Origin of the sequence: Erysipelothrix urinaevulpis (assembly GCF_009828835.1) — a bacterium.
GTDB lineage: Bacteria > Bacillota_I > Bacilli_A > Erysipelotrichales > Erysipelotrichaceae > Erysipelothrix > Erysipelothrix urinaevulpis.
This window is the reverse complement of record NZ_WTTB01000009.1, coordinates 1-20,912: the sequence shown is the minus strand read 5'-3', so window position 1 is coordinate 20,912 and position 20,912 is coordinate 1. Positions and strand designations below refer to the sequence as shown.

The window sequence follows — 20,912 nt, the reverse complement described above, 5'->3', positions numbered from 1 at the left end:
AGAATATTTCAAATTAAAGTATCGAAATGCAGTCTCGATACTTTTTTAATCGTTTTATTTGATTAAATACTCAAAATCAAGCATTATTAATGTATAGACACAAATTATGTAAACTGAAAGCAAATGGGGAAAGAAGGGATGCGAAATTATAATTAATAAACTTGTTCATCGAGATATTTTGGAATTTTATATTTTCAAAAGGAGATAATCTATGAAAAAAAGAGTTAAGTTATTAATTGCTTTAGTTTTAATGATAACAACATTAGGAACACAACCAACATTAGGATTAGAATCAAGTCGAAAAATGGGGATGTATGAAGATGACTTATTGACAGCCCTCGATATTTCAAATCCTGGAAAATGGTATATTAAGTATAAAATAAGAGATGTAGAGAGCAAAGAATTAGTAGATGGTGTGAAAATTAAGGCACGCTATCTTGATGCTGTAAAAGATGGAAATGTTATTAAAGAAGAAATCCATTACACTGATAATGCACAGGACACCTATAATTTACAGTTTCATGTGAGGGCTTATGATGAGACTATTAAACGAGTAGAAGTATTAGTTGGTGAAACGTTGAATTATGCGATTGAAACAAGTAGTGGTTCCACTGGGCCTGAAACCTCTTACGGAATTCGATACTTAGCTGAAGGTGGTATTTTTTCTGATGGAAATGACGTAAATTTAGTCAAATCTTATTACGGTGACACGATTGATATGTATCCTGACTATGAAGTACCGACAAAAGACGGTGCGACATTCCTAGGATGGGAGAATAATAAAGATGAGTTTTGGGAAATGGATCGCCTATTAGCAAAAGGAGATTCACCATTTACTGCGCTTTGGGAATACCAAAAATATGATGTAACACTTAATTACAATGATGGAAAAGAACCAGTCATAATTGAAGGCATTAATCACGGTTCTAAACTTGACGAACCACAAATTCAACAACGACCAGGATTTGAGTTTTTAGGCTGGTATAAGGATGCGGAATTAAACACACCATGGGATTTTGACCAAGATACAGTGGTTGAAAATCAAACACTTTATGCAGGTTGGCAAGAACAAAGATTTACAGTCTTCTTTGATTCTCAAGGCGGAACCGGAATCTTAGACATTGAAAATGTAGAATATGATGCAAAAATACTTGAACCAGATGAGCCATTTAAAGATGGATTTGGTTTTGGTGGGTGGTTTAAAGATCTCCAATATAATCAAGAATGGAAGTTTGATGAAGATACGGTAAGTTCAGATACAACATTATATGCGAAATGGAATGAAAAAATATATACCGTAGAGTTCGACAGTAATGGTGGATCAAAGGTTAATGATGCAACGGACATACATCATGGAACACCTGTCCCTAAACCTAAAAATCCAACAAGAGATGGATACTCATTTCAAGGATGGTATCGTGATGAAAGCTTAAACGATGCTTGGGATTTTAAGCAACCTGTAACAAATGATATGACACTTTATGCAAAGTGGGAAATAAAAACATACACAGTGAAATTTAACAGTGGGCAAGGGAGTGCCGTAACGGATTTAAAAAATATTGAACACGGGAGTAAAATTTTAGAACCCGAAGAACCTTTTAGAGATGGGTATGGTTTTGGTGGTTGGTTTAAGGAAAGCTCATTAAAAAATGAGTGGAACTTTGATGAAGATCAAGTCACGAAAAATCAAACACTTTATGCAAAATGGAATGAAAAAATATATACTGTTGAATTTGAAACGAATGGTGGATCTTTGATTGATGAGATGACAGATATTCCTCATGGCGCAATTATCAGTGTGGATCAAACAACAGAAAAAGATCATTATACATTTGAAGGCTGGTATGAAGATGAAGCATTGCTTGTCCCATGGGAAAATCTTGGAATAATCAATGACACGACACTCTATGCAAAATGGTCAATTAATAAATATACAGTTACGTTTGAGGATAATGGTGCAAATGAAAACATTACCCCTATGGAACTTGAATACGGAACATTAATACCAGAACCTGTTCTTCTTACAAAAGACAACTATACCTTTAAAGGCTGGTATGTTGAAGAAGAACTAGTCACGCCATGGGATTTTTTAATGCCGATTGAAGAAGATCTTACTTTATTTGCGAAGTGGGAATTGAATGAGTATACTGTAACCTTTGATACTAACGAAGGGTCGGAAATTGAGCCCATTAAACATATTAAACACGGAAGTTTGATTGAGGAACCTAGTGAACCTTTCAAGGAAGGGTATGGATTTGGTGGATGGTATTCTGACACCTCACTTCAAGTACCATGGGATTTTAGTAATGATAAGGTTGAAACTGATCTTATCTTGTATGCAAAATGGAATCATAATGAATATACTGTTGATTTTATAAGTGATGGAAAGATTATCTATGAATCATCGGGTATCAAACACGGAAATCCGGTCGTAGAACCGGTAGAACCGAGCAAAGAAGGTCATTCATTTGCGGGATGGTTCATAGACGATCAGTTTACAGATAAATGGGATTTTGGAACTAAAGTTGAACAAGATATGGCGCTTTATGCAAACTGGACAGTGAATGAATACACAGTAAGATTCGAAACAAATGGTGGAAGTGTTGTGCAAGCACAAACTGTTGAGTACAATACTACGATTGAAATTCCAGAAACATCACGTGTGGGATATACTCTAGTCGGTTGGTACACAGATGATCAGTTTACATCTGCGTGGGATTTTAACCATGACAAAGTTATAGACAACCAAACATTGTATGCAAAATGGGAACTCAATCAATATACCCTAGAATTTGATGCTAATAATAATACGGAAATACACTCAATGACCATCAATCATGGGGAACTTGTGGATAAACCAAGTAATCCCCATAAAGAAGGGCATACGTTTGTCGCATGGTACCATGGTGAAACAGAGTGGGATTTTTCTACTCCAGTTACTGATCACATGCAACTGCGAGCCAAATGGGAACTTAATCAATATACTGTAAGGTTTGAAAGCAATGGTGGAACAGACGTTGAAGATAAAAAAGCAGATTATGGTCAAAAAATACTTGAACCGATCGAGCCGTTTAAACAAGGGTTTGGCTTTGGTGGATGGTACCAAGAAGCATCGCTGACAACCCCTTGGTATTTTGATATTCATACAGTCAAGGATAATATTACACTTTATGCAAAATGGAATGAAGCATTATATACCGTTGAATTTGAGAGCAATGGTGGTTCATATGTTGATGAAATTACCGATATTCACGATGGAGATGTTATATCTCAACCTGATAATCCTACCAAGAAAGGGCATGATTTTATAGGTTGGTACAAAGATAAAGAATTAACGCAAGCCTGGACCTTTGAAACCGATAAAGTTCATCAAGATTTAATTCTCTATGCGGGTTGGGAGGATTTGCAACTTATTGTTAATTTCAACTCCATGGGAGGTACGAAGGTTGATCGATTAACAAAATTGGAACCAGGGAGCCTTATTGAAGAACCCCTTGACCCAATTAAAACAGGTTATGGTTTTGCAGGATGGTTCAAAGGACCTTGGTTGTCAAAACAATGGGACTTCACACAGGACCGAATTGAAAAAAACATGACGCTTTATGCACACTGGAATGAAGCAATGTATACGGTTGAATTTGAAAGTAATGGCGGAACGTTAATTGATGATATCGTAAATGTTCATGCTGGTGATACAATACAAAAACCTGAAAATCCAAGTAAGGAGGGTTACATTTTTGATCAGTGGTACATTGATGAAGAGCTAAGAACCCCATGGGATTTTAATAATACAATCATGGGTGATACCATACTTTACGCTGGTTGGATTAAAGATATTAGGCGATTCGATGTTTACTTTGAGAGTAATGGTGGCAATAGCATTGAACCACAATTAGGTGTCGAAGAAGGAAGCTTGCTTCCAAAACCTCAAGATCCAAGTAAACCAGGCTACACATTTGATGCATGGTATCAAGATGAAGCCTTACAAGTCCCTTGGGATTTTGACAATGATACGATAAGCCAAGAAACCAAGTTATATGCAGCATGGATTAAAGATATTAGGCGATTCGATGTTTACTTTGAGAGTAATGGTGGCAATAGCATTGAACCACAATTAGGTATCGAAGAAGGAAGCTTGCTTCCAAAACCTCAAGATCCAAGTAAACCAGGCTACACATTTGATGCTTGGTATCAAGATGAAACCTTGCAAGTCCCTTGGGATTTTGCTCAAAATACAGTGAGCCAGCAAATGACACTGTATGCTGGATGGATGAGTCATGAGGACATTGATCAAGAAAATCCTATCGATAAAGAGGATGACAATGACCAACACAAACCAGAAACAAAACCAAATGATAGTCATGATTTACCAAAGACAGGAATGGGCTACTCACAAGCACTTCTAATAGGTGCCGCACTAGCAATCTTAGGATTTATATTCGTAATATTTGGTAAAAACAAGAAGAAAAAATAGATAAAAAGTGAATTATTTTGTTCAAGCCGAACAGAGTAATTCACTTTTTTTATTGAAAAATATAGTTATCACGCATCTACTGACTGTATACCTCAGTAATAACTGTGTATAAAAGATTTGTGATCAAAGGAATATCATTCAATTGAATCCGAGTTAATGTGATGCGAATCGAATTATCAAAATCACTTTCGTGGTAAAATGCTTTATCGTTAGATTGAACACTTAAATGATTTTCATGAAGCTTCTCAATTAAATAATCAATATCGATGCTCTTATTTAAAATAATTGTTGAATAAAACCCGGATTGAGCTGGAATGTGATAAGCAATTTCAGGATTCCATTTTTTTGTGTGCTTATTTAATAGCTTTATTTTTTGATGGAGATCATCCGAAAGCTCTAAGCCATTCTTTTTGATAATATCACTTCTAATCGATGCTTCCAGTGTCGCTTGAGAAACAAGGGAAGGCATATTATATGAAGTAAAATAGGTAAATTCCATTTCTTCATGATAACTTTCGAGTAAAGCATCAGGTACAATAGCGTATCCAATGCGAATATAAGGAAAAAGTTTCGAGTAACTTTTAAGATATATACAGTTTTTTCCGCTTGAATAGTAGAACAATGGCTCATATTTGGGAATTGAAAAAGAATCATTAAAGTAGTCATCTTCTACGATATAAACATCATACTTTAAAGCCAGTTCCATTATTTTCTTGCGCTGCTCGTTGGGTAATATGGTCCCTAATGGATTATGATTTCTAGGAACAATATAGAAAAATTTGATAGATTCATGTTTGAATAATAATTCTAATTCTTCCAAATTAATGCCGGCTTCTGTTCGATTAATGGTTAAGACATCAGCATGATACTTTTTTAATAATTGACAGCAAAACGGGAAGGTGGGTGATTCAATTAAAATCTTTTCTTTTCCATTTGGGAAATCAATTTGAGAGAAAAAAGTAATCATTTGGATGACACCTTGAGTTAAAAAAATATTTTGTCGTTTGACATAGATATGGAACTCTTGAAGGTATTTTACAAGAAGTCTATTAAGGGAAAGAACACCTCTTAATTCTTGTTCTAATGAACTTTTACGATAGGACTCAAGGGCAACATTAAGAACGTGTTTCGCTTCAATGATTGAGAAATTATCCACGGTTGGATTACCTGTACTTAAATCATAGAGGATACCATCATGGTGTTGGTATTGCTTTAAATCGTTGGCTACAAAATAACCACTTTGTGGTTTTGCATAAATAATATGTTCAGTTCGTAGTGTATCGTAAGCTTTCAATACTGTGCCTTTACTGCAGTTGTGTTTCTCCATCTGAACGTTTAAGGATGGTAATCGTTCACCAGAGTCGTAATGACCATCTCGTATTGCTTCTTTTATTTCATTTACAATCTTCATATATAATGTCATGTTTTACCTCACTGCTTTTAGTATACCAAAAAATCTATACTAGTACAGTTAAGAGATGAGTGTCTTGATGCTCTTCACAGACTTAGTTATAGTAGTCGTGTAAGGGCTAACAGGTGGCCACCTAAGCTTGTACATTTTTCAGATAGGAGAAACATATGAAAAAAATAGTGAGTTGGTTGGAGGAGAAATTTTTACCTCTAGCTATGAAGTTGAATAACTTGAAATATCTTGTTGCTTTACGTGATGGATTTATTGCAACGATGCCAATTAGTATGTTTGGTGCTTTAAACATTATGACCAAAGAAATATTGTTGACGCCGACATCATTGTTTGGAGAGTTTTTGAATAAGTGGGAATTTTATGCTACAACAATTCAGCCGTTCTTTGATGCGGTGGCTGTTCCTATTTCAAATCAAATTTGGTGGGGAACATTAGCACTAGGAATTATCTTTACTGTATTCACAATTTCGTACAAGTTAGCTGAAGCAGAAAACCAAGATGCATTAACTGCAGGGGTCTTAGCTGTGGTATCTTACTTTATGTTATTACCACAATCAGCAGGTCCTGATGCAGGATGGGGAACAATTTCTTGGACCTCATTTAACTCGGAGTCAATTTTTACAGGGATCTTAGTTGCCATCTTTGCAACTGAAATATTTATGTTCTTGAATCGTAAAGGTTTAACAATAAAGATGCCTGAACAAGTTCCACCTGCCGTATCTCGTGCGTTTAGTGCAGTTATTCCAGCTGGTGTTGTTATGTTTACATTTGGTACATTTGGATTTATTACATTAAATCTCTTAGGAACAACGCTTAAGGATATTATTAATACGTCGATTCAAATTCCTTTAACAAGTCTAGGTCAATCACCGATTACAATGATCCTGATTACATTGGTTGCACAAGTCTTATGGTTCTTTGGGCTTCATGGTTCATTGATTGTTGGGCCAATTTTAGACACCATGTATTCAGCATCATTGTCACAAAACGCGGAAGCTGTTTTAGTTCATGGTGTACAAGCACCCAATGCCATTACTCGTAATATCATTGATCTTTACGGCATGGCTGGAGGATCGGGTGCTACGTTAGCTTTGATTATTGCAATTTTCTTAGTATCTAAACGTGCTGAGTATCGCAGTTTAGCGAAAATGTCATTCATGCCTGGTGTATTCCAAATTAATGAGCCCATCATTTATGGTCTACCTATCGTATTGAATCCTATTCTCGCAATCCCGTTTATTTTCGTTCCACCAATTATGGTATCAATTGGTTGGTTCTTCACTGAAATTATTCCTTTTGCAGGTAGGGTATATATTGCTCCACCATGGGTTGTTCCTCCTGTATTGAATACATTTTTAGCAACGGGAGGTAGTTTATCTGCCACATTCTTATCCTTGGTGACATTATGTCTATCCATTGCAATTTATATCCCCTTCGTGCATCTAGCGAATAAGATGGACTAGGTATGAAACGATATTTAGGCATTGATATTGGTGGTAGTTCAATCAAATATGGGGTATTTAATGAGGTAGGTGATTCCTTTGAAGATGAAAAAGGAATCACCCCAACCCCCAAAACATCATTGGAAGAGATTGTTGAAAAACTGGTAGAAATCATTGAGCAGTTTGAAGATCTAGAAGCTGTTGGTTTGAGCATTCCAGGTGGTGTGAATACAGAATTGAATACAATTATTGAAGGTGGAGCCGTGCCGGTATTGGGCGGTGTGAATATTTGTAAAATTCTTGAAGAAAAAACAAATAAAAAAGTATATGTAGAAAATGATGCGAACTGTGTTGCACTTGCCGAAAAATGGGTTGGTAATGGGGTCAATTCAAAAAATTTAGTCTGCGTTACAATCGGTAGTGGAATTGGTGGCGGAATAATCATAAATCATGAACTGTACACAGGGAGTAATTTTTTCGCAGGGGAATTTGGTTATATGATTCATAAAGAATTTGAGAACTTTGAAGATATCGAGATTATGAGTGCGAATAGTGCATCAATTCCGATGGTTAATTCAGTGATCGAAGCGTTGGAATTAGCACCCCATTCATTGGATGGAAAACAAGTATTTGAATTATTAGAAGAGGGTGATCCAATCGTTGAAAAAATATATGAACGTTGGATTCGCTCACTGTCAACAGGACTTTTAAATATTGGTTTTGCACTCGATCCGGACACGATTTTAATTGGTGGTGGGGTCAGTGCTGTTCCGCGTATTGTTGAAGATATTCGTTCACAAGTCGCTCAAATGAATTATTATTCAAAACATTGGCATATTGATGTTTGTAAAAAATTTAATGATGCTGGCAAGTTAGGTGCAGCATACAATTGTATAAGGAAAGTATAGGGTATTGAAATGAAGACATTAAAAATAGTTACGATCGGAGGAGGGAGTAGTTATACTCCTGAATTGGTTGAAGGGTTTATTAATCGTTATGAAGAATTACCAATTACAGAATTATGGCTCGTTGATATTGAAGAAGGAAGAGAAAAGCTAGAAATTGTTGGAAACCTAGCCCGTAGGATGGTGGAAAAAGCAGACTTACCTATTGATGTTATTTTGAGCTATGATCGAAAAGAAGCACTAAAAGATGCTGATTTTGTAACAACACAAATGCGAGTAGGACAAATTTCAGCAAGAATCAAGGATGAAAGAATTCCAATTTCGCATGGAATGATAGGTCAAGAAACAAACGGTGCAGGCGGAATGTTTAAAGCATTTAGAACGATTCCAGTTATTTTAGAGATCGTGAAAGAAATACAAGAACTTTGTCCCGACGCATGGTTAATAAACTTTACGAATCCAGCGGGCATGGTGACAGAAGCGGTCTTAAACTATACAGAGTTTAAGAATGTTATAGGGTTATGTAATGTTCCCTTTGATATGAAACAAGGAATTTCAAAACAAATGAATTATGATGCAGATAAGGTGAGATTAGAACTTAGTGGTAGTAATCATAATGTTTTCATTACTGATTTCTTTTATGAAGGTAATTCAGTGATAAATGAAGTTGTCAAAAGTTATGTTGAAAACAGTGAAAAAACATTGGCAATGAACAATTTCGACGCACTTTCATATCCGCCTGAATTGTTAAAATCGCTGAATGCAATTCCTTGTCCTTATCATAACTATTACTACTTCACCCAGGAACAACTTGAAAAAAACTTACAAGAATATAAAGAAGGCAATGTACGAGGTGAAGTTGTAGAGCAATTAGAAAAAGAATTATTTGAAATTTATAAAGATCAATCATTGGATATCAAACCAGCGCAACTAGAACAAAGAGGTGGTGCTCATTATTCGGATGCTGCTTGTAGTTTAATAAATTCAATATATAACAATAAACAAGATATTCAATATGTAAATACGTTGAATAACGGGGCAATTTCCGATTTGCCAAGCGATTGTGCAGTCGAAGTGGCATGTGTTATTACAAAAGATGGACCCAAGCCTATTTCGGTAGGTTCACTTAAACCACAAATTAAAGGTATGATCGAAGTGATTAAAAATTTTGAAAAATTAACAATTGAAGCCGCAATTACAGGGGATAGAGATTTAGCTATCACAGCGTTAAGTTCAAACCCGTTATGCCCAAGTACTTACAAAGCAGTCGAAGTGGTGGATGAACTACTTCAAGCACATAAACTGTATTTACCTCAATTCAATCAAAAATAAAACACACGTCTGTGTGTTTTATTTCAATTTATCCAGTGGAAATTCATGAATATAGGGCATGGTGAATTCACCATCCATTGCAGAATAGACCAACATATTAACCAATAATTTGTCGTTGTTAATCATTAGAAATTGAGATTCCTTCACGCTTACATAAATGACTGTATCATCAATATTTGAAATCTCATCAAGACTTTCAACAAGCATGATCGATTTTCCTTCGGCCATCGCTGTGTTTTTTAGGTCTTCAACGAGGAATGATTGAAATTTGGAATCGTCTAGGTTAAGGGATTTCAAATAGTCTTTATTGTTGTAGCGTGTTCCTGTTTCTTTATCGAAACTATAGAAGCGAACATCTTGCATAATGTGACCAGGGTAATAGAAATTTTCACCATACGTGATCAGCGAAATAGTTTTGTCGTCAATGAAAGTGTCGTAAAGATTTATTCCTCCCCAAGTAAACATGATATCTTCCTTTTTTATGAGGTCTTCACCTTGTTGTCGAATCTTTTCATAAGATTCATTAATGACTTTTAAATCATCTTCGACTTGTCGAGCATCGTCAGAATCAATGTTGATATGAATTTTTTTATTTGGATACGTTCCATCTCGATAATCAAAATAGGCAAATGATTTAGGTTTTTTGAAAAACTCATTAAACTCATCAGTACGACCTGCTTCTGTAATTAATTGTTCAAGGTCAAGTTCACTATAGTCACTTATATATATATAATCTTTTTGTGCATCAACTTTAGCAACAATGTTTTCGTGATTGTCCACATTGCCATTCTCATTGGGATCATGATTACAGCCAGTTAAGAGAACAGTTAAAAGCAATGTCGTTATTAAAAGTTTTCTCATAACATTTCCCCTCCTTGTATACTCTAAATTGTAGCAAATAAAAATTAAAAAAACAGTATAAAAAACCTTTGTTAAAAAAACAAAGGTTTTCGTCTAATTATTGGAAATCTTTTTCGAATTCTTGAACTGATTCGTTCAGTAATGTAACAGTGTATGCCATACTTGGGCCTCCACCAAACGCAACAGATACCATTGCTGCTTCAACAATCTCGTCTCGGTTTGCGCCTGCTTCTAAAGCCTTGTATACGTGGTATACGATGCAGTATTCGCAACGGTTATAGATTGCAATTCCGACACTGATTAATTCTTTTGTTTTTACATCTAATGCTCCTGGCGCATAGTTTTTACCAAGTAGGTTATAGAATGCATTCACTTCTTCACCATGTGTTCTTCCCATGATTGTGAGTCCACTTGTAAAATCTTTTAACATTTGTCTTACATCATAATTCATAATTATAATCTCCTTTATCTTTCTTCTATCAATATTAATATAGTTCTATTCTGTTAAATATGCAATACCTAATTTAATTGTGTTGTCAATTGCCTCAATATGAGTTCTTTCAAAACTGTGAGAAGCATGGACACCAGGGCCAATTAAAGCAACACGAATATCGTTACCTGCTTTTAAAGCTGCCGATCCATCGGAGCCATAAAAAGGATAAATATCAAGCTTGTAATTTAGGTTTTCATTCATTGCTAATTGAACCAGACGTTTTTTTAGATCATAGTCATAGGGTCCTGAGCTATCCTTAGCACAGATGGTGACAGAGAATTCATCAGAACTTTGACCATCACCCAATGCTGCCATATCAAATGCAATAAATTCACTGGTCTTTTCTGGAATTGCTGCTGCGGCACCATGCCCAACTTCTTCATAATTAGAAATAAAGAAATTCGTTGTGAAGTTAGGTTTGATATCATGGTCAATGAAATGTTCTGCAATAGCAATCAAAGCAATGACCCCAGCTTTATTATCAAGGTGTCGCGATTTAATATAACCACTTTTGCTTACCTCAACACGAGGATCTAAATGAATAAAATCCCCAACATTGATGCCCAACTTTAAGACATCTTCCTTTGATGATACACGCTCATCTAAACGGACGTAAAGGTTCTTTCCGGTTCTTTGGACAGTTGATGTTTCTGATCCATGAACATGACTCGATTCAGGGTCAACTAAGATGGTACCCGTAATGAACTGTCCATCCATGGTTTCAATTTCAACATATTCACCTTCGATAGTACTCCAAGCATACCCTCCAATTTGGGTCATTCGAACTTTACCGGTATTGGTAATTTCTTTGACCATTGCCCCAAGTGTATCAATATGAGCGGCGAGGGTCACTTCACGATTCTCTTCAATTCCAGGTAATTTTGCGATTAGTGCACCTTTATTGGTACGATAAGTAAAAAGACCCATTGCTTTGAAACGATCTTCTAATACTTTAATCCCTAATTCTGTGTGACCTGTTGGACTTTTTAAGTTTAAGAGGTCTTGTAATTCTTCAATATAACGTTCCATACAATACTCCTTTCGTTCTTATTATAATCCAATTAAAGATAGATTCAATGAATATGGTATAAAAAAAATAAGCCACGGCTTATTTCATTGACGATAGTTTCTTTTAATTCGAACCACCAGAAGATACATAATTTCAGTGACGACAATTGCTAGAGCGATCGTAATTGAACTGGCAAAAGTTTTAACCATAAATTCCATTCCTTCCATAAATTGTCGGTTCATAAAACTATTCATTGTTTGAAATGCTAAAATACCTGGAACTAAAGGAAAGACCCCTGGGATATTAAAAACAGTTGCAGGCATTTTTTTGTGACGAGCGAATATAATTGATGTGATCGCGACGCCGACAGAACCTAGGAAAATTGCTCCAACTGAATTAGGAATATAGGGTGTGAGTAACCAATTAATCATCCAACCCACCATTCCAGTAATTCCACTTGCAATCAATGCATTTTTTGGAACCTTTACCAAAATCCCAAAAGCTAGTGCAGCAACAAAACTACTGATTGCTTGAATCATGATTGTCATTTGATCATTTCCTTTCTAGAAAAAATAGAGTGATGTCATCGCGCCAGCTCCAATCATCCCTGCAATCAGTAAAGCTTCTAACATGAAGACAGTCCCTGAAATTGTATTACCAACTAAGAAATCACGAATAGAATTGGTGATAGGGATACCTGGAACTAGGATGATAATGCTCCCAATTAAGACGGTATCGAATTGTTGAATTAAGCCTAATTGATCGAATAGACCAGCAAGGATACCAATCGCGAACGTCGCAATAAATTCTTGGATAAATCGTGCTTTAATTGTTTGAACGCTTAAAAGATACAAGGCATAGCCAAGGCTTGATATGATCGCAGTAATCAAGAAGTCTTTTATATCACCTTGAAATATCAACATCATGAAAGAACTTAGGATTCCCGCAGCAACGATTTGTAAAGTATATGGATACGAAAGTGCATGTTCTTCCAATGCCACAATGCATTCATAGAGCTCATCGGTTGTTAGAAGACCTTGACTGAATTGACGTGATAACGCATTAACATTGCTGATTTGTTGAAGATTATTCCGTCTTTTCACAATTCGTTTCATCTTCGTGTTTTTACCAAAACGTGTCGTTACAAAGATACCGGTGGGAATAACGAAACTGACGGCTTCACCTTCACCAAGTTTAGTATCAAGAATTCGATTCATGGTATCCTCAACACGATGCATTTCCGCACCGTTTTCCATTAAGATTTTACCAGCAAGAATACAAGCGTCAAGTAATGTTTCTTCTTCAAGAAAATCCATATATAAATCATCCTTTCTAGCGAATAATTTTATAAAATGATCGAGGCGTCTTAGCAATATAACGCTTGTTGTTAATAATTAATTCAGAAGCATGCAATCCTAAACGATTGATTGGGTTGGTTTTCGCACCATATTTTTTATCACCGATAACAGGATGACCGATGGAAGCGAAATGAGTTCTAATTTGATTCTTTCTACCAGTATGCAAATAAACGTCAAGCAAACTCACATCTTCATTAGCACTAACGAGCTCGTATTCAGTCATGGCTTCTTTCCCTGCAGGGTGAGGTCTTACAAATGTGTCCTCGAATTCTTTTAGTGGAGAATCAATGATCCCTTTGTTATTAAGAACTTGCCCCTCAACAATGACAGAGTATTTTCTTTTTTGAACCCAATCATCCCAATTATCTTGATATTGTTCTTTAGTCTTTATGTCTTTAGCAAATAACATAACCCCTGATGTATCGCGATCAAGACGATGCACAATAAACACTCTATTTTTAGCATTCTTCTCTTTTAGATATTGACCGACAAATCGATACGCAGTTTCTATCTCGTTTTCATCCGTTGAAACAGAAAGCATCCCAGAAGGTTTATTGATGACAATAATTTGGGCATCTTCAAAAATAATTTGAAAAGGCAAATCAAGTCGATGATTAAAAGGAATAATACTGATTGTCTGTCCTTTTTTTACAGGGTAATCAAATTTACTGGTTGTTTTTCCATTAACTGAAATACATCGATGTTTTAACAGTGATTTTATTTTTGATTTGCTCAAGGGTAAATCTTGTTGAAAGAGATACTCTAAGAGCTGTGAATTTTCATTAACATATATTTTTTTCATATTTCTCATCCTTTTTTCTATTATGACACAAAATAATCGCATTGCATACATGCATATGATATATTAAAAGTATCAAAAGGGGTGAAAATATGACGTTTTTTCAATTAAATTGGATTATAATTTTTATAACGATCTTGTTTTTATTTGGCTTTATTGTCTTGGAGAGTAAGTTCAAACTAATATCAGAGGTCTTAAAGACTAAACCATTAATTCTCTACTTAATCATCACTGTTTTTGGAGCCTTTGCTTCATTCTTAAATTACTTAGCGATTGCAGTGATAGGATCATGGGAACTATTTGTCATGATTATTGTGATTGGTATTATTTTATTAACCATTGTTTTATTTATGATTCGTCGAAAAATAAAACAATATAGAGTAGCGAAAGAACTGAAAGAACTCCGTAAGGAAAACGAAGCGCTTCAAAAAAATCAAAATTTGGACAATGACATAATATCCAATGGAGAGTTAAATGTAAGCGGTACTACTGAACACAAAAAGAGTCCGATTGAGGAGTAGTTTTTGTTTGACTTTAAGGAATTGTTATGAGATGATAACTTCGTAATAAGAAGTAGTATAATTTTCAACGCTATATTAGGGGAAATTGTATTGAGTGACTCAATGTGTGTTAATGAACTGGTATATTAGTTTGCAAATTACGCTTGAGTACATCTTATTCTGATAGGAGGTACTAGCAAATGAGTACAGGTAAAGTTAAATTCTTTAACGCTGAAAAGGGTTATGGATTTATTACTATCGAAGGTGGACAAGACGTATTTGTTCATTATTCAGCAATCGAAGTTGATGGCTATAAAACATTAGAAGAAGGCCAAGAAGTTAGCTTTGATGTTGTTGAAGGTCCACGTGGCGAACAAGCAGCAAACGTTAGAGTTATCTAATTAGTGAGCTAAAAGGGCAGTGATCGGTAAGGTCACTGCCTTTTTATGTGGGGAAACCGTTAGTTGCGTTACAAATTGACTAAAATATCATAAGATTAAGTCAAAGGTGGTGAGCTTATGTTACTCCATGAATTATTAAAGCATTATCGAATACTCAATGAAATGAGTCAAGAGGAACTTGCCAATAAACTTTTTGTTACGCGTCAAGCTGTATCGAAATGGGAACAGGGAGATTCCTATCCTGACCTTGAAAATATTATTTTATTGAGTGATCTTTATGATATTTCCATTGATGAATTGTTAAGGGGAGCTCGTTTTTTAAAAAAACCATACCATATAGGTCACAAGGCATCGGCATTAACGTATCTGGCCAATGGTGGCGTGAGTATTTTTCTAGCAAGTATTATTTATCAAAATGCCGGAGTTCTGTCTTCAGTTTCGATGGGGATAATTTATTTTGTCCTTGGTTTGTTTATTCTCCAACAAACAAGCATTGAATTTGGTAAACATGAGATTACAATTTTAAATGTTGGGAAATGGTATCAAAGATTAAATATCTTCAATAAAAGACGAATAAAAGTCTACGATTACAATCAATTAAAAAGTTTTAAAATAAACTATCGTGTTCGTCCTGTTCGTCACTCTTTGGATTGGGGACCTGATGATTTCCATATTCAATTGGAATTTGAAGATGGCTTAGTTGTCAATCATGCGATGACAAAAAGACTCGAAAAAGATCTTCCAATCCTTGTGGACTTCTTAGAAAAAAAGAATGTCTGTGTAATTGATGAGTTAAAGGTTGTTGAAAAGTTGATTAAAGGTGTCAATTTATATACTGTTTTTAATCATGAAAAAAACGGCTGAAAAGGGCCGTTTTTATGGATGGATTGAACGGCTAAGTTTATCACCCAGTGAACCAATGACGGGTAAAGAAACAAAGCTGTTTTTTAATGCTTTAATTAAACCAATTGCGTAATAGGCTAGAATAAATAAATTTAGAATAAAAGAGATCGCCTGTGCTAGTAGAGCGACGGTAATATTCAAGCCTGGTAGCCATGAGATTAAGATCATCAGCAACACTGTTATATTTCGCAAGACAAATCCTACAATAAAAGCAATAAAACTAATGATAAGTAATTGACCTGCGTGATTTCGAACGAGTTCACTTTGGTGTTCAAATTTGAGTGCTAAAAATGAGATAAGCAGTGGAATAAAATTATAGCCTTTAAAGAGAACTAGAATAGCGATAATCCATAGGATACTTGAGAGTAAAGATGGATCGAGATCGAAGATACTTGATTTTTTGTTATTCATGGCATTCCTCCTTGAATTATAATATAATGAATACTAGACAAAGTAAAGACGGAGGTCTAATTTATGATAGATAGTATTAAAATAGCTATGATGATTATTTCGCTTATTCTGATGATCCTAGTTCCAGTTTATGCGTTTATACGATTAAAAAAATCCCCAGAAGTGGGTCAATCAATTGCTTGGGCATTGCTTGGTTTCTTGATTTTTAACATTACACGAACCGTTTTGATGGTTTTAGTAACGACTGTTATCTTCCCAGGTCCAACACCAGGAGTTGTTTCTGATTTTGTTAAAAACAATCCATTGCTTGATGGTTTCTTGAACGCATTGATTGTTGCAGGTTCTTTTGTTGGAGCCGGTGTTATTCTTTACAAATTTCAACTTAAAAAAGTGCAAAGTGAAGCATTACCAGTTGCGAATGCATTAATCTTTAACTTAATGATTTTATTACCGACATTGTCACAGATGTTTCAATACATTTTAATTTCTTTTAACGCAAATGCGGGTAAACTTGAGAAATATGTTTCTGAAACGGTAACCATGGATGCAATCTTAAGCGATGTAGAAAAGATTAATATGGTTCCAGCACTTCGTTATTTAGAGTGGGGACTTACACGTTGGTTTGAATTGGTAATCTTTGCAATTGCTTTTTCACTCCTTTATAAATATATGGTTAAAGTCAAAGAAGAACGAGATGTCAAGTATTTAGTGTTATCCTTTGTATCGCTCTTTATCTTCATTTTAGGAAGCTTTTTATCAACAGCAATCTTCTTAAATCAACCTATGATTGATTTAACACTTAAAATTGTAATGATTGTTGGAATCTTTTTTGCTTATAAATATTATGAAAAAAATAACGCTTAGAAACGTTACCCACGAATTTGAAATTCTTGATGTTGAATCAATTATCTTTGATATTTATGTTGAAGCGATTGATCGAGTCGTAGGCCGGTGTGAGTTTCGATATGAAACAGGACGTGATCTTTGGTTTTATGGACACATTGGTTATGTGATCTACCCCCCTTATCGTGGTCATAATTATGCTTATAAGGCATGTATGCAAATGTTTGCTTATTTAAGAAAAGAAAAAGGATTACAAGAATTTGTTATTACTTGTAATCCTGATAATATCGCTTCTAAGAAAACCATCTTAAAGATGAATCATAAATACATTGGTTGTCTAGATGTTGATGAGGACCATGAGTTATATGCTCAAGGAGAACCTCAAAAAGAAGTCTTTGTTGTTAGCCTTTCCTAATGATGCCTAAGGGTGTACTTTGATGAGCTTGGCCAAGTGGGTTATCCTTCAGGATATCGACATAAAGGTCTAAGTCTAATGCTTTCGAACTTGAACCTAAGATGTTTCCACCAAGATCGTTAATATCAACAATGATTACTTCGATCTTTTTATCAAAGAGTGCTTTAATCTCATTGGCGACTTGGTCCGGATTTTCTGGTCCTAAAACAACATATTGGTTAAAGGGTGGAATGGTACCGCTTGTTGGTCCATCAATTGCGCGTGCTTTTGATCCAGCGACACGATAAAAATCGCCTTTTCTTCCGACAATCTTGCCTAAAGCAGAGATTGCGGATGCAAATAAAATTCGTGGAGTCCCGCATTCTTGTAATGCCATTTCCATTGTTTCAGGCATTCCTAAACCAATTCCATGAGGTGTCTTACTGACGTAGTTTGATAAGAAAGTCGCAAGTTTGCGTGGCTCTATGTCATCCAGGGGAAGTGCACGGCCTTGGCTAATTGCAACGATCTTTTCTGTTACAAAAAGAATATCGCCGTCTTCTAAATGATCGCTTGCGTATTTTTTGATTACAGGGAGCAATTCTTCTTTTGGCATAATGGTGTGTGTATTAATCGGAATTCGTAAGTATTGATTTCCGTTGATGGTTATATCTAAGTTTTTATCTTTATTAGCTTTAAGTGTCATATTAAAACCTTCCTTCTTTATAATAATATCTTTATTGTTGTATAGAATCAAGGGAATTAAGAAAGAGGTGGTTATGATGAAAAAAATCTTGCGATTATTAACAAATAAATTGTTTGTTATTGGCCTGGTGTTAGTGGCAGAGTTTGGTTTAGTATTGTTTATTGCCTATAACTTGAGTTTGAACTTTGCGGCCATTCATTTCATTCTATTAGCGCTGTCATTTGTTCTCTTAATCTATATTATTAATCGGAATGATAACCCTCATTATCGCTTAGCTTGGGCTATTGTTATTTTGACAGTACCACCATTTGGCGCGGTTTTATACCTTATTTTTGGCGGGAAAAAAGTTCCAAAGAAATTGAGGGAGCGATTAAGTGATACGTATGATGAAGATATCTACTTACAAGATAACCAAATCACAAAACGACTTGAACGTGAAAAGTTTGATTGGATTCGATTGGTACGTTATATCTCTTATAGCTCACACTTTCCTATTTATGAAAACACTCGTTCTGAATATCTCGATAGTGGTGAAAAGAAATTCCAACGAATGAAAGAAGAAATGCGAAAAGCAGAGTCATTCATTTTTCTTGAGTATTTTATTATTAAAGAAGGGTTGATGTGGCAAGAAGTCTTGGAAATCTTAACGGAAAAAGTCAAAGAGGGAGTCGATGTTCGATTGCTTTATGATGATTGGGGAGCGTCGTTATTTCAAGATTTAAAACAACAATGCCTTGATGCAGGCATTAAAGTATTTGCCTTCAACCCATTGGTTCCACGTCTAGCGATTCAAATGAATAATCGAGATCATCGAAAAATATTAGTGGTTGATGGTCGAGTTGGATTTGTTGGGGGAATGAATATCGCTGATGAATATATTAATATCGGTTCAAAATATGGTCATTGGAAAGATACGGCCGTCATGATTGAAGGCGATGCCGTTCATTCCTTGACGTTGATGTTCTTACAGTTTTATTCTTACTATTCAAATACAGTTGAAGATCCAAATGATTTTAAATATACGTTTGAGGATTTGGTTCCTGATGATGGGTATGTCATGCCTTTTGCCGATGCACCTACCGATGGGTTTGATGTTGGTGCTGATGCTCACTTGAGTATGATTTCCAATGCAAAGAAATATGTGTACATACAAACGCCTTACCTCATTGTCGGATATGATATGTTAGAGGCATTAGTCCTAGCAGCACAAAGTGGAGTCGATGTTCGTATCATTGTTCCTGGTATCCCAGATAAAAAAATTGTGAATCAAGTGACGAAGTCTAATTATGAACATTTAATTAAGGGTGGCGTTAAAATTTATGAGTATTCGCCTGGTTTTGTTCACTCGAAGACTCTTGTTGCTGATGATGAGGCATGTTTAGTTGGAACAACGAATATGGATTTTAGAAGTTATTATTTGCACTTTGAGTGTAGTATTTTATTTTTAGGTGGTCCTGTTGTTGAGGATGCTTATCAAGATATTATGGATACTTTGGAAGTATCTCATCAAGTAACGCAAAAAGAATTGGATGAAACACACTTTGTTATTACAATAATTCGTTCAATTGCGAAAATTTTTAGTGGATTAATGTGAGAGGTGAGTTAAGATGGAAAAAATATCATTAGTGCTTGAAGGGGGCGGCATGCGTGGTGCTTATACAGCAGGCGTTTTGTCGTGGTTTATTGAACATGGTGTTGAATTTGATTATATTGTAGGGATTTCTTCTGGGGCATTGTATGGCAGCATGTACGCTATGAAAAAGCAAGATGCTTTAAAGAAATCATCGATTGATTTAGCGACAGATAAACGAAACGTAGGAATTCGACCATTGATCAGTGAGCATAGTTTAGTAGGTTACGACTTTTTGTTTAATATAGTACAAGAGGAAACAGATTATCCGATACATAAAATTGATGAGATTAAATCTGAGATGGAAATTGGTGTTTATGATATTGAGGGAGAAGAAACGATATGGGTGAATCAAAACGATATTGCAAAACATCCTGACTATGTTAAGGCAGCTTGCACGTTACCAGTTGTGGGACATTCAGTGGTCATTGAAGGCAAAAAGTATATGGATGGCGGTATAACGACAATGATTCCTGTTAACAAAAGTATTGAAAAAGGGTGTACAAAACATGTTATTGTGACAACTAAATCTAAAGACTATGTCCGTAAAGATCAAGGATTCTTACAGAAGCATTTGCTTCGTTTCTTGTATAGAAAGAGTCCAAGATTAGTTGAAGATTTTGAAAGTCGAAGAGATGTTTATTATCAAGAACGGGCCCAAATAGATCAATTAGTTGATGATGGGCAAGCGATTTATCTTTACCCAACAAAAGAGTATGGTGTTAAACGTTTTGGTGGAGATCGTGAAAAATTCGAAGCGCTCTTTGATTTAGCTTACCAGGACTGTGATGCACGAAAAGAAGAGTTATTATCGTTCATGAAAAAATAATGAGAGCAGTCGAGGGTTTTTGATGCTCAGTAAAAAAAATACATCGCTTAGGTACGATGTTTTTTTTTATTAGATAAATTAGTATATTAAGTGCAACACTAATAAAAAAGACTCATAACGGTCTCGTGGTAAAATGTATTTGTCGATACAACCAGGAGGAAACGTCATGAGCTATAAACATATTACCATAGAAGAACGT

General features: G+C 35.3%; 20 protein-coding genes. 11 read left to right on the top strand and 9 right to left on the bottom strand.

All coding sequences use genetic code 11. The annotated features are described in order from the left end of the window. Positions 1-211 precede the first annotated feature (211 nt). Positions 212-4,474: an InlB B-repeat-containing protein gene (locus GVV10_RS08735; protein WP_159521756.1), complete on the top strand. Its 4,263-nt coding sequence runs from the start codon at positions 212-214 to the stop codon at positions 4,472-4,474. Between the two features lie 76 nt (positions 4,475-4,550). On the opposite strand, the gene GVV10_RS08730 is transcribed toward GVV10_RS08735, so the two are convergent. Beyond that, positions 4,551-5,885, bottom strand: a complete 1,335-nt coding sequence (locus tag GVV10_RS08730) for an aminotransferase-like domain-containing protein (RefSeq protein ID WP_159521754.1) — start codon at positions 5,883-5,885, stop codon at positions 4,551-4,553. A 167-nt stretch (positions 5,886-6,052) separates the two neighbouring features. Between GVV10_RS08730 and GVV10_RS08725 the strand changes: the two genes are divergently transcribed. The 3 genes from GVV10_RS08725 to GVV10_RS08715 are packed head-to-tail and all read left to right on the top strand — an operon-like array spanning position 6,053 to position 9,576. Further along, the gene (locus GVV10_RS08725) at positions 6,053-7,360 is read left to right on the top strand and encodes a PTS sugar transporter subunit IIC (RefSeq protein WP_159521752.1); all 1,308 of its coding nucleotides are present in this window, start codon (positions 6,053-6,055) and stop codon (positions 7,358-7,360) included. 2 nt (positions 7,361-7,362) lie between these two features. Further along, entirely contained in the window at positions 7,363-8,247 is an 885-nt protein-coding gene (locus GVV10_RS08720; RefSeq protein ID WP_159521750.1) for an ROK family protein, read from the top strand. A gap of 9 nt (positions 8,248-8,256) precedes the next feature. Next, the gene (locus tag GVV10_RS08715; protein ID WP_201290030.1) at positions 8,257-9,576 is read left to right on the top strand and encodes a 6-phospho-beta-glucosidase; all 1,320 of its coding nucleotides are present in this window, start codon (positions 8,257-8,259) and stop codon (positions 9,574-9,576) included. An 18-nt stretch (positions 9,577-9,594) separates the two neighbouring features. On the opposite strand, the gene GVV10_RS08710 is transcribed toward GVV10_RS08715, so the two are convergent. The 6 genes from GVV10_RS08710 to GVV10_RS08685 form a co-directional block, all read right to left on the bottom strand. Next, on the bottom strand, positions 9,595-10,437 hold the full coding sequence (locus GVV10_RS08710; protein ID WP_159521748.1) for a hypothetical protein: 843 nt from the start codon (positions 10,435-10,437) through the stop codon (positions 9,595-9,597). A gap of 97 nt (positions 10,438-10,534) precedes the next feature. Further along, on the bottom strand, positions 10,535-10,888 hold the full coding sequence (locus GVV10_RS08705) for a carboxymuconolactone decarboxylase family protein (RefSeq protein ID WP_159521746.1): 354 nt from the start codon (positions 10,886-10,888) through the stop codon (positions 10,535-10,537). A 45-nt stretch (positions 10,889-10,933) separates the two neighbouring features. Next, entirely contained in the window at positions 10,934-11,959 is a 1,026-nt protein-coding gene (locus tag GVV10_RS08700; protein WP_159521743.1) for a M42 family metallopeptidase, read from the bottom strand. Between the two features lie 84 nt (positions 11,960-12,043). Next, positions 12,044-12,487: a threonine/serine exporter family protein gene (locus tag GVV10_RS08695; RefSeq protein ID WP_159521741.1), complete on the bottom strand. Its 444-nt coding sequence runs from the start codon at positions 12,485-12,487 to the stop codon at positions 12,044-12,046. Positions 12,488-12,502: 15 nt separating this feature from the next. Beyond that, positions 12,503-13,255: a threonine/serine exporter family protein gene (locus GVV10_RS08690; RefSeq protein WP_159521739.1), complete on the bottom strand. Its 753-nt coding sequence runs from the start codon at positions 13,253-13,255 to the stop codon at positions 12,503-12,505. Positions 13,256-13,271: 16 nt separating this feature from the next. Then, a complete protein-coding gene (locus GVV10_RS08685; RefSeq protein ID WP_159521737.1) occupies positions 13,272-14,099 on the bottom strand; it encodes an RluA family pseudouridine synthase in 828 nt (275 codons plus the stop codon). An 89-nt stretch (positions 14,100-14,188) separates the two neighbouring features. Here GVV10_RS08685 and GVV10_RS08680 point away from each other — a divergent pair, with 89 nt between their 5' ends. The 3 genes from GVV10_RS08680 to GVV10_RS08670 all read left to right on the top strand — a co-directional run bounded on the left by GVV10_RS08680 (position 14,189) and on the right by GVV10_RS08670 (position 15,861). Continuing rightward, complete coding sequence (locus tag GVV10_RS08680) at positions 14,189-14,617, top strand: hypothetical protein (protein ID WP_159521734.1); 429 nt, start codon at positions 14,189-14,191, stop codon at positions 14,615-14,617. Between the two features lie 179 nt (positions 14,618-14,796). Further along, positions 14,797-14,997, top strand: a complete 201-nt coding sequence (locus tag GVV10_RS08675; protein WP_159521732.1) for a cold-shock protein — start codon at positions 14,797-14,799, stop codon at positions 14,995-14,997. A gap of 117 nt (positions 14,998-15,114) precedes the next feature. After that, on the top strand, positions 15,115-15,861 hold the full coding sequence (locus GVV10_RS08670) for a helix-turn-helix domain-containing protein (protein WP_159521730.1): 747 nt from the start codon (positions 15,115-15,117) through the stop codon (positions 15,859-15,861). Between the two features lie 12 nt (positions 15,862-15,873). Here GVV10_RS08670 and GVV10_RS08665 read toward each other — a convergent pair whose 3' ends face one another. Further along, positions 15,874-16,311 carry a hypothetical protein gene (locus GVV10_RS08665; protein ID WP_159521728.1) on the bottom strand — a complete coding sequence of 146 codons (438 nt, stop codon included), beginning with the start codon at positions 16,309-16,311 and terminating at the stop codon, positions 15,874-15,876. A gap of 63 nt (positions 16,312-16,374) precedes the next feature. Between GVV10_RS08665 and GVV10_RS08660 the strand changes: the two genes are divergently transcribed. Continuing rightward, positions 16,375-17,175 (top strand): hypothetical protein, encoded by an 801-nt coding sequence (locus GVV10_RS08660; protein WP_159521726.1) that lies wholly within the window; start codon positions 16,375-16,377, stop codon positions 17,173-17,175. After that, entirely contained in the window at positions 17,156-17,569 is a 414-nt protein-coding gene (locus GVV10_RS08655) for a GNAT family N-acetyltransferase (RefSeq protein ID WP_159521724.1), read from the top strand. Before GVV10_RS08660 ends, GVV10_RS08655 begins: the two co-directional genes overlap by 20 nt. On the opposite strand, the gene GVV10_RS08650 is transcribed toward GVV10_RS08655, so the two are convergent. After that, positions 17,556-18,254, bottom strand: coding sequence for a coenzyme F420-0:L-glutamate ligase (locus tag GVV10_RS08650; RefSeq protein ID WP_159521722.1), 699 nt, complete (start codon positions 18,252-18,254; stop codon positions 17,556-17,558). The genes GVV10_RS08655 and GVV10_RS08650 overlap by 14 nt on opposite strands. A 76-nt stretch (positions 18,255-18,330) precedes the next feature. On the opposite strand from GVV10_RS08650, the gene cls reads away from it, so the two are divergent. Next, complete coding sequence (gene cls / locus GVV10_RS08645; protein WP_159521720.1) at positions 18,331-19,848, top strand: cardiolipin synthase; 1,518 nt, start codon at positions 18,331-18,333, stop codon at positions 19,846-19,848. Positions 19,849-19,861: 13 nt separating this feature from the next. Next, positions 19,862-20,713: a patatin-like phospholipase family protein gene (locus GVV10_RS08640; RefSeq protein WP_159521718.1), complete on the top strand. Its 852-nt coding sequence runs from the start codon at positions 19,862-19,864 to the stop codon at positions 20,711-20,713. Positions 20,714-20,912: the final 199 nt, after the last annotated feature.

Coding starts and splice junctions, on each gene's coding strand:
- GVV10_RS08695 (WP_159521741.1), bottom strand. CDS start 12,487: ATGACAATCATGATTCAAGCAATCAGTAGTTTTGTTGCTGCACTAGCT.
- GVV10_RS08650 (WP_159521722.1), bottom strand. CDS start 18,254: ATGACACTTAAAGCTAATAAAGATAAAAACTTAGATATAACCATCAAC.
- GVV10_RS08690 (WP_159521739.1), bottom strand. CDS start 13,255: ATGGATTTTCTTGAAGAAGAAACATTACTTGACGCTTGTATTCTTGCT.
- GVV10_RS08675 (WP_159521732.1), top strand. CDS start 14,797: ATGAGTACAGGTAAAGTTAAATTCTTTAACGCTGAAAAGGGTTATGGA.
- GVV10_RS08685 (WP_159521737.1), bottom strand. CDS start 14,099: ATGAAAAAAATATATGTTAATGAAAATTCACAGCTCTTAGAGTATCTC.
- GVV10_RS08660 (WP_159521726.1), top strand. CDS start 16,375: ATGATAGATAGTATTAAAATAGCTATGATGATTATTTCGCTTATTCTG.
- GVV10_RS08670 (WP_159521730.1), top strand. CDS start 15,115: ATGTTACTCCATGAATTATTAAAGCATTATCGAATACTCAATGAAATG.
- GVV10_RS08700 (WP_159521743.1), bottom strand. CDS start 11,959: ATGGAACGTTATATTGAAGAATTACAAGACCTCTTAAACTTAAAAAGT.
- GVV10_RS08710 (WP_159521748.1), bottom strand. CDS start 10,437: ATGAGAAAACTTTTAATAACGACATTGCTTTTAACTGTTCTCTTAACT.
- GVV10_RS08730 (WP_159521754.1), bottom strand. CDS start 5,885: ATGAAGATTGTAAATGAAATAAAAGAAGCAATACGAGATGGTCATTAC.
- GVV10_RS08680 (WP_159521734.1), top strand. CDS start 14,189: ATGACGTTTTTTCAATTAAATTGGATTATAATTTTTATAACGATCTTG.
- GVV10_RS08735 (WP_159521756.1), top strand. CDS start 212: ATGAAAAAAAGAGTTAAGTTATTAATTGCTTTAGTTTTAATGATAACA.
- GVV10_RS08705 (WP_159521746.1), bottom strand. CDS start 10,888: ATGAATTATGATGTAAGACAAATGTTAAAAGATTTTACAAGTGGACTC.
- GVV10_RS08665 (WP_159521728.1), bottom strand. CDS start 16,311: ATGAATAACAAAAAATCAAGTATCTTCGATCTCGATCCATCTTTACTC.
- GVV10_RS08715 (WP_201290030.1), top strand. CDS start 8,257: ATGAAGACATTAAAAATAGTTACGATCGGAGGAGGGAGTAGTTATACT.
- GVV10_RS08725 (WP_159521752.1), top strand. CDS start 6,053: ATGAAAAAAATAGTGAGTTGGTTGGAGGAGAAATTTTTACCTCTAGCT.
- GVV10_RS08720 (WP_159521750.1), top strand. CDS start 7,363: ATGAAACGATATTTAGGCATTGATATTGGTGGTAGTTCAATCAAATAT.
- GVV10_RS08655 (WP_159521724.1), top strand. CDS start 17,156: ATGAAAAAAATAACGCTTAGAAACGTTACCCACGAATTTGAAATTCTT.
- GVV10_RS08640 (WP_159521718.1), top strand. CDS start 19,862: ATGGAAAAAATATCATTAGTGCTTGAAGGGGGCGGCATGCGTGGTGCT.
- cls (WP_159521720.1), top strand. CDS start 18,331: ATGAAAAAAATCTTGCGATTATTAACAAATAAATTGTTTGTTATTGGC.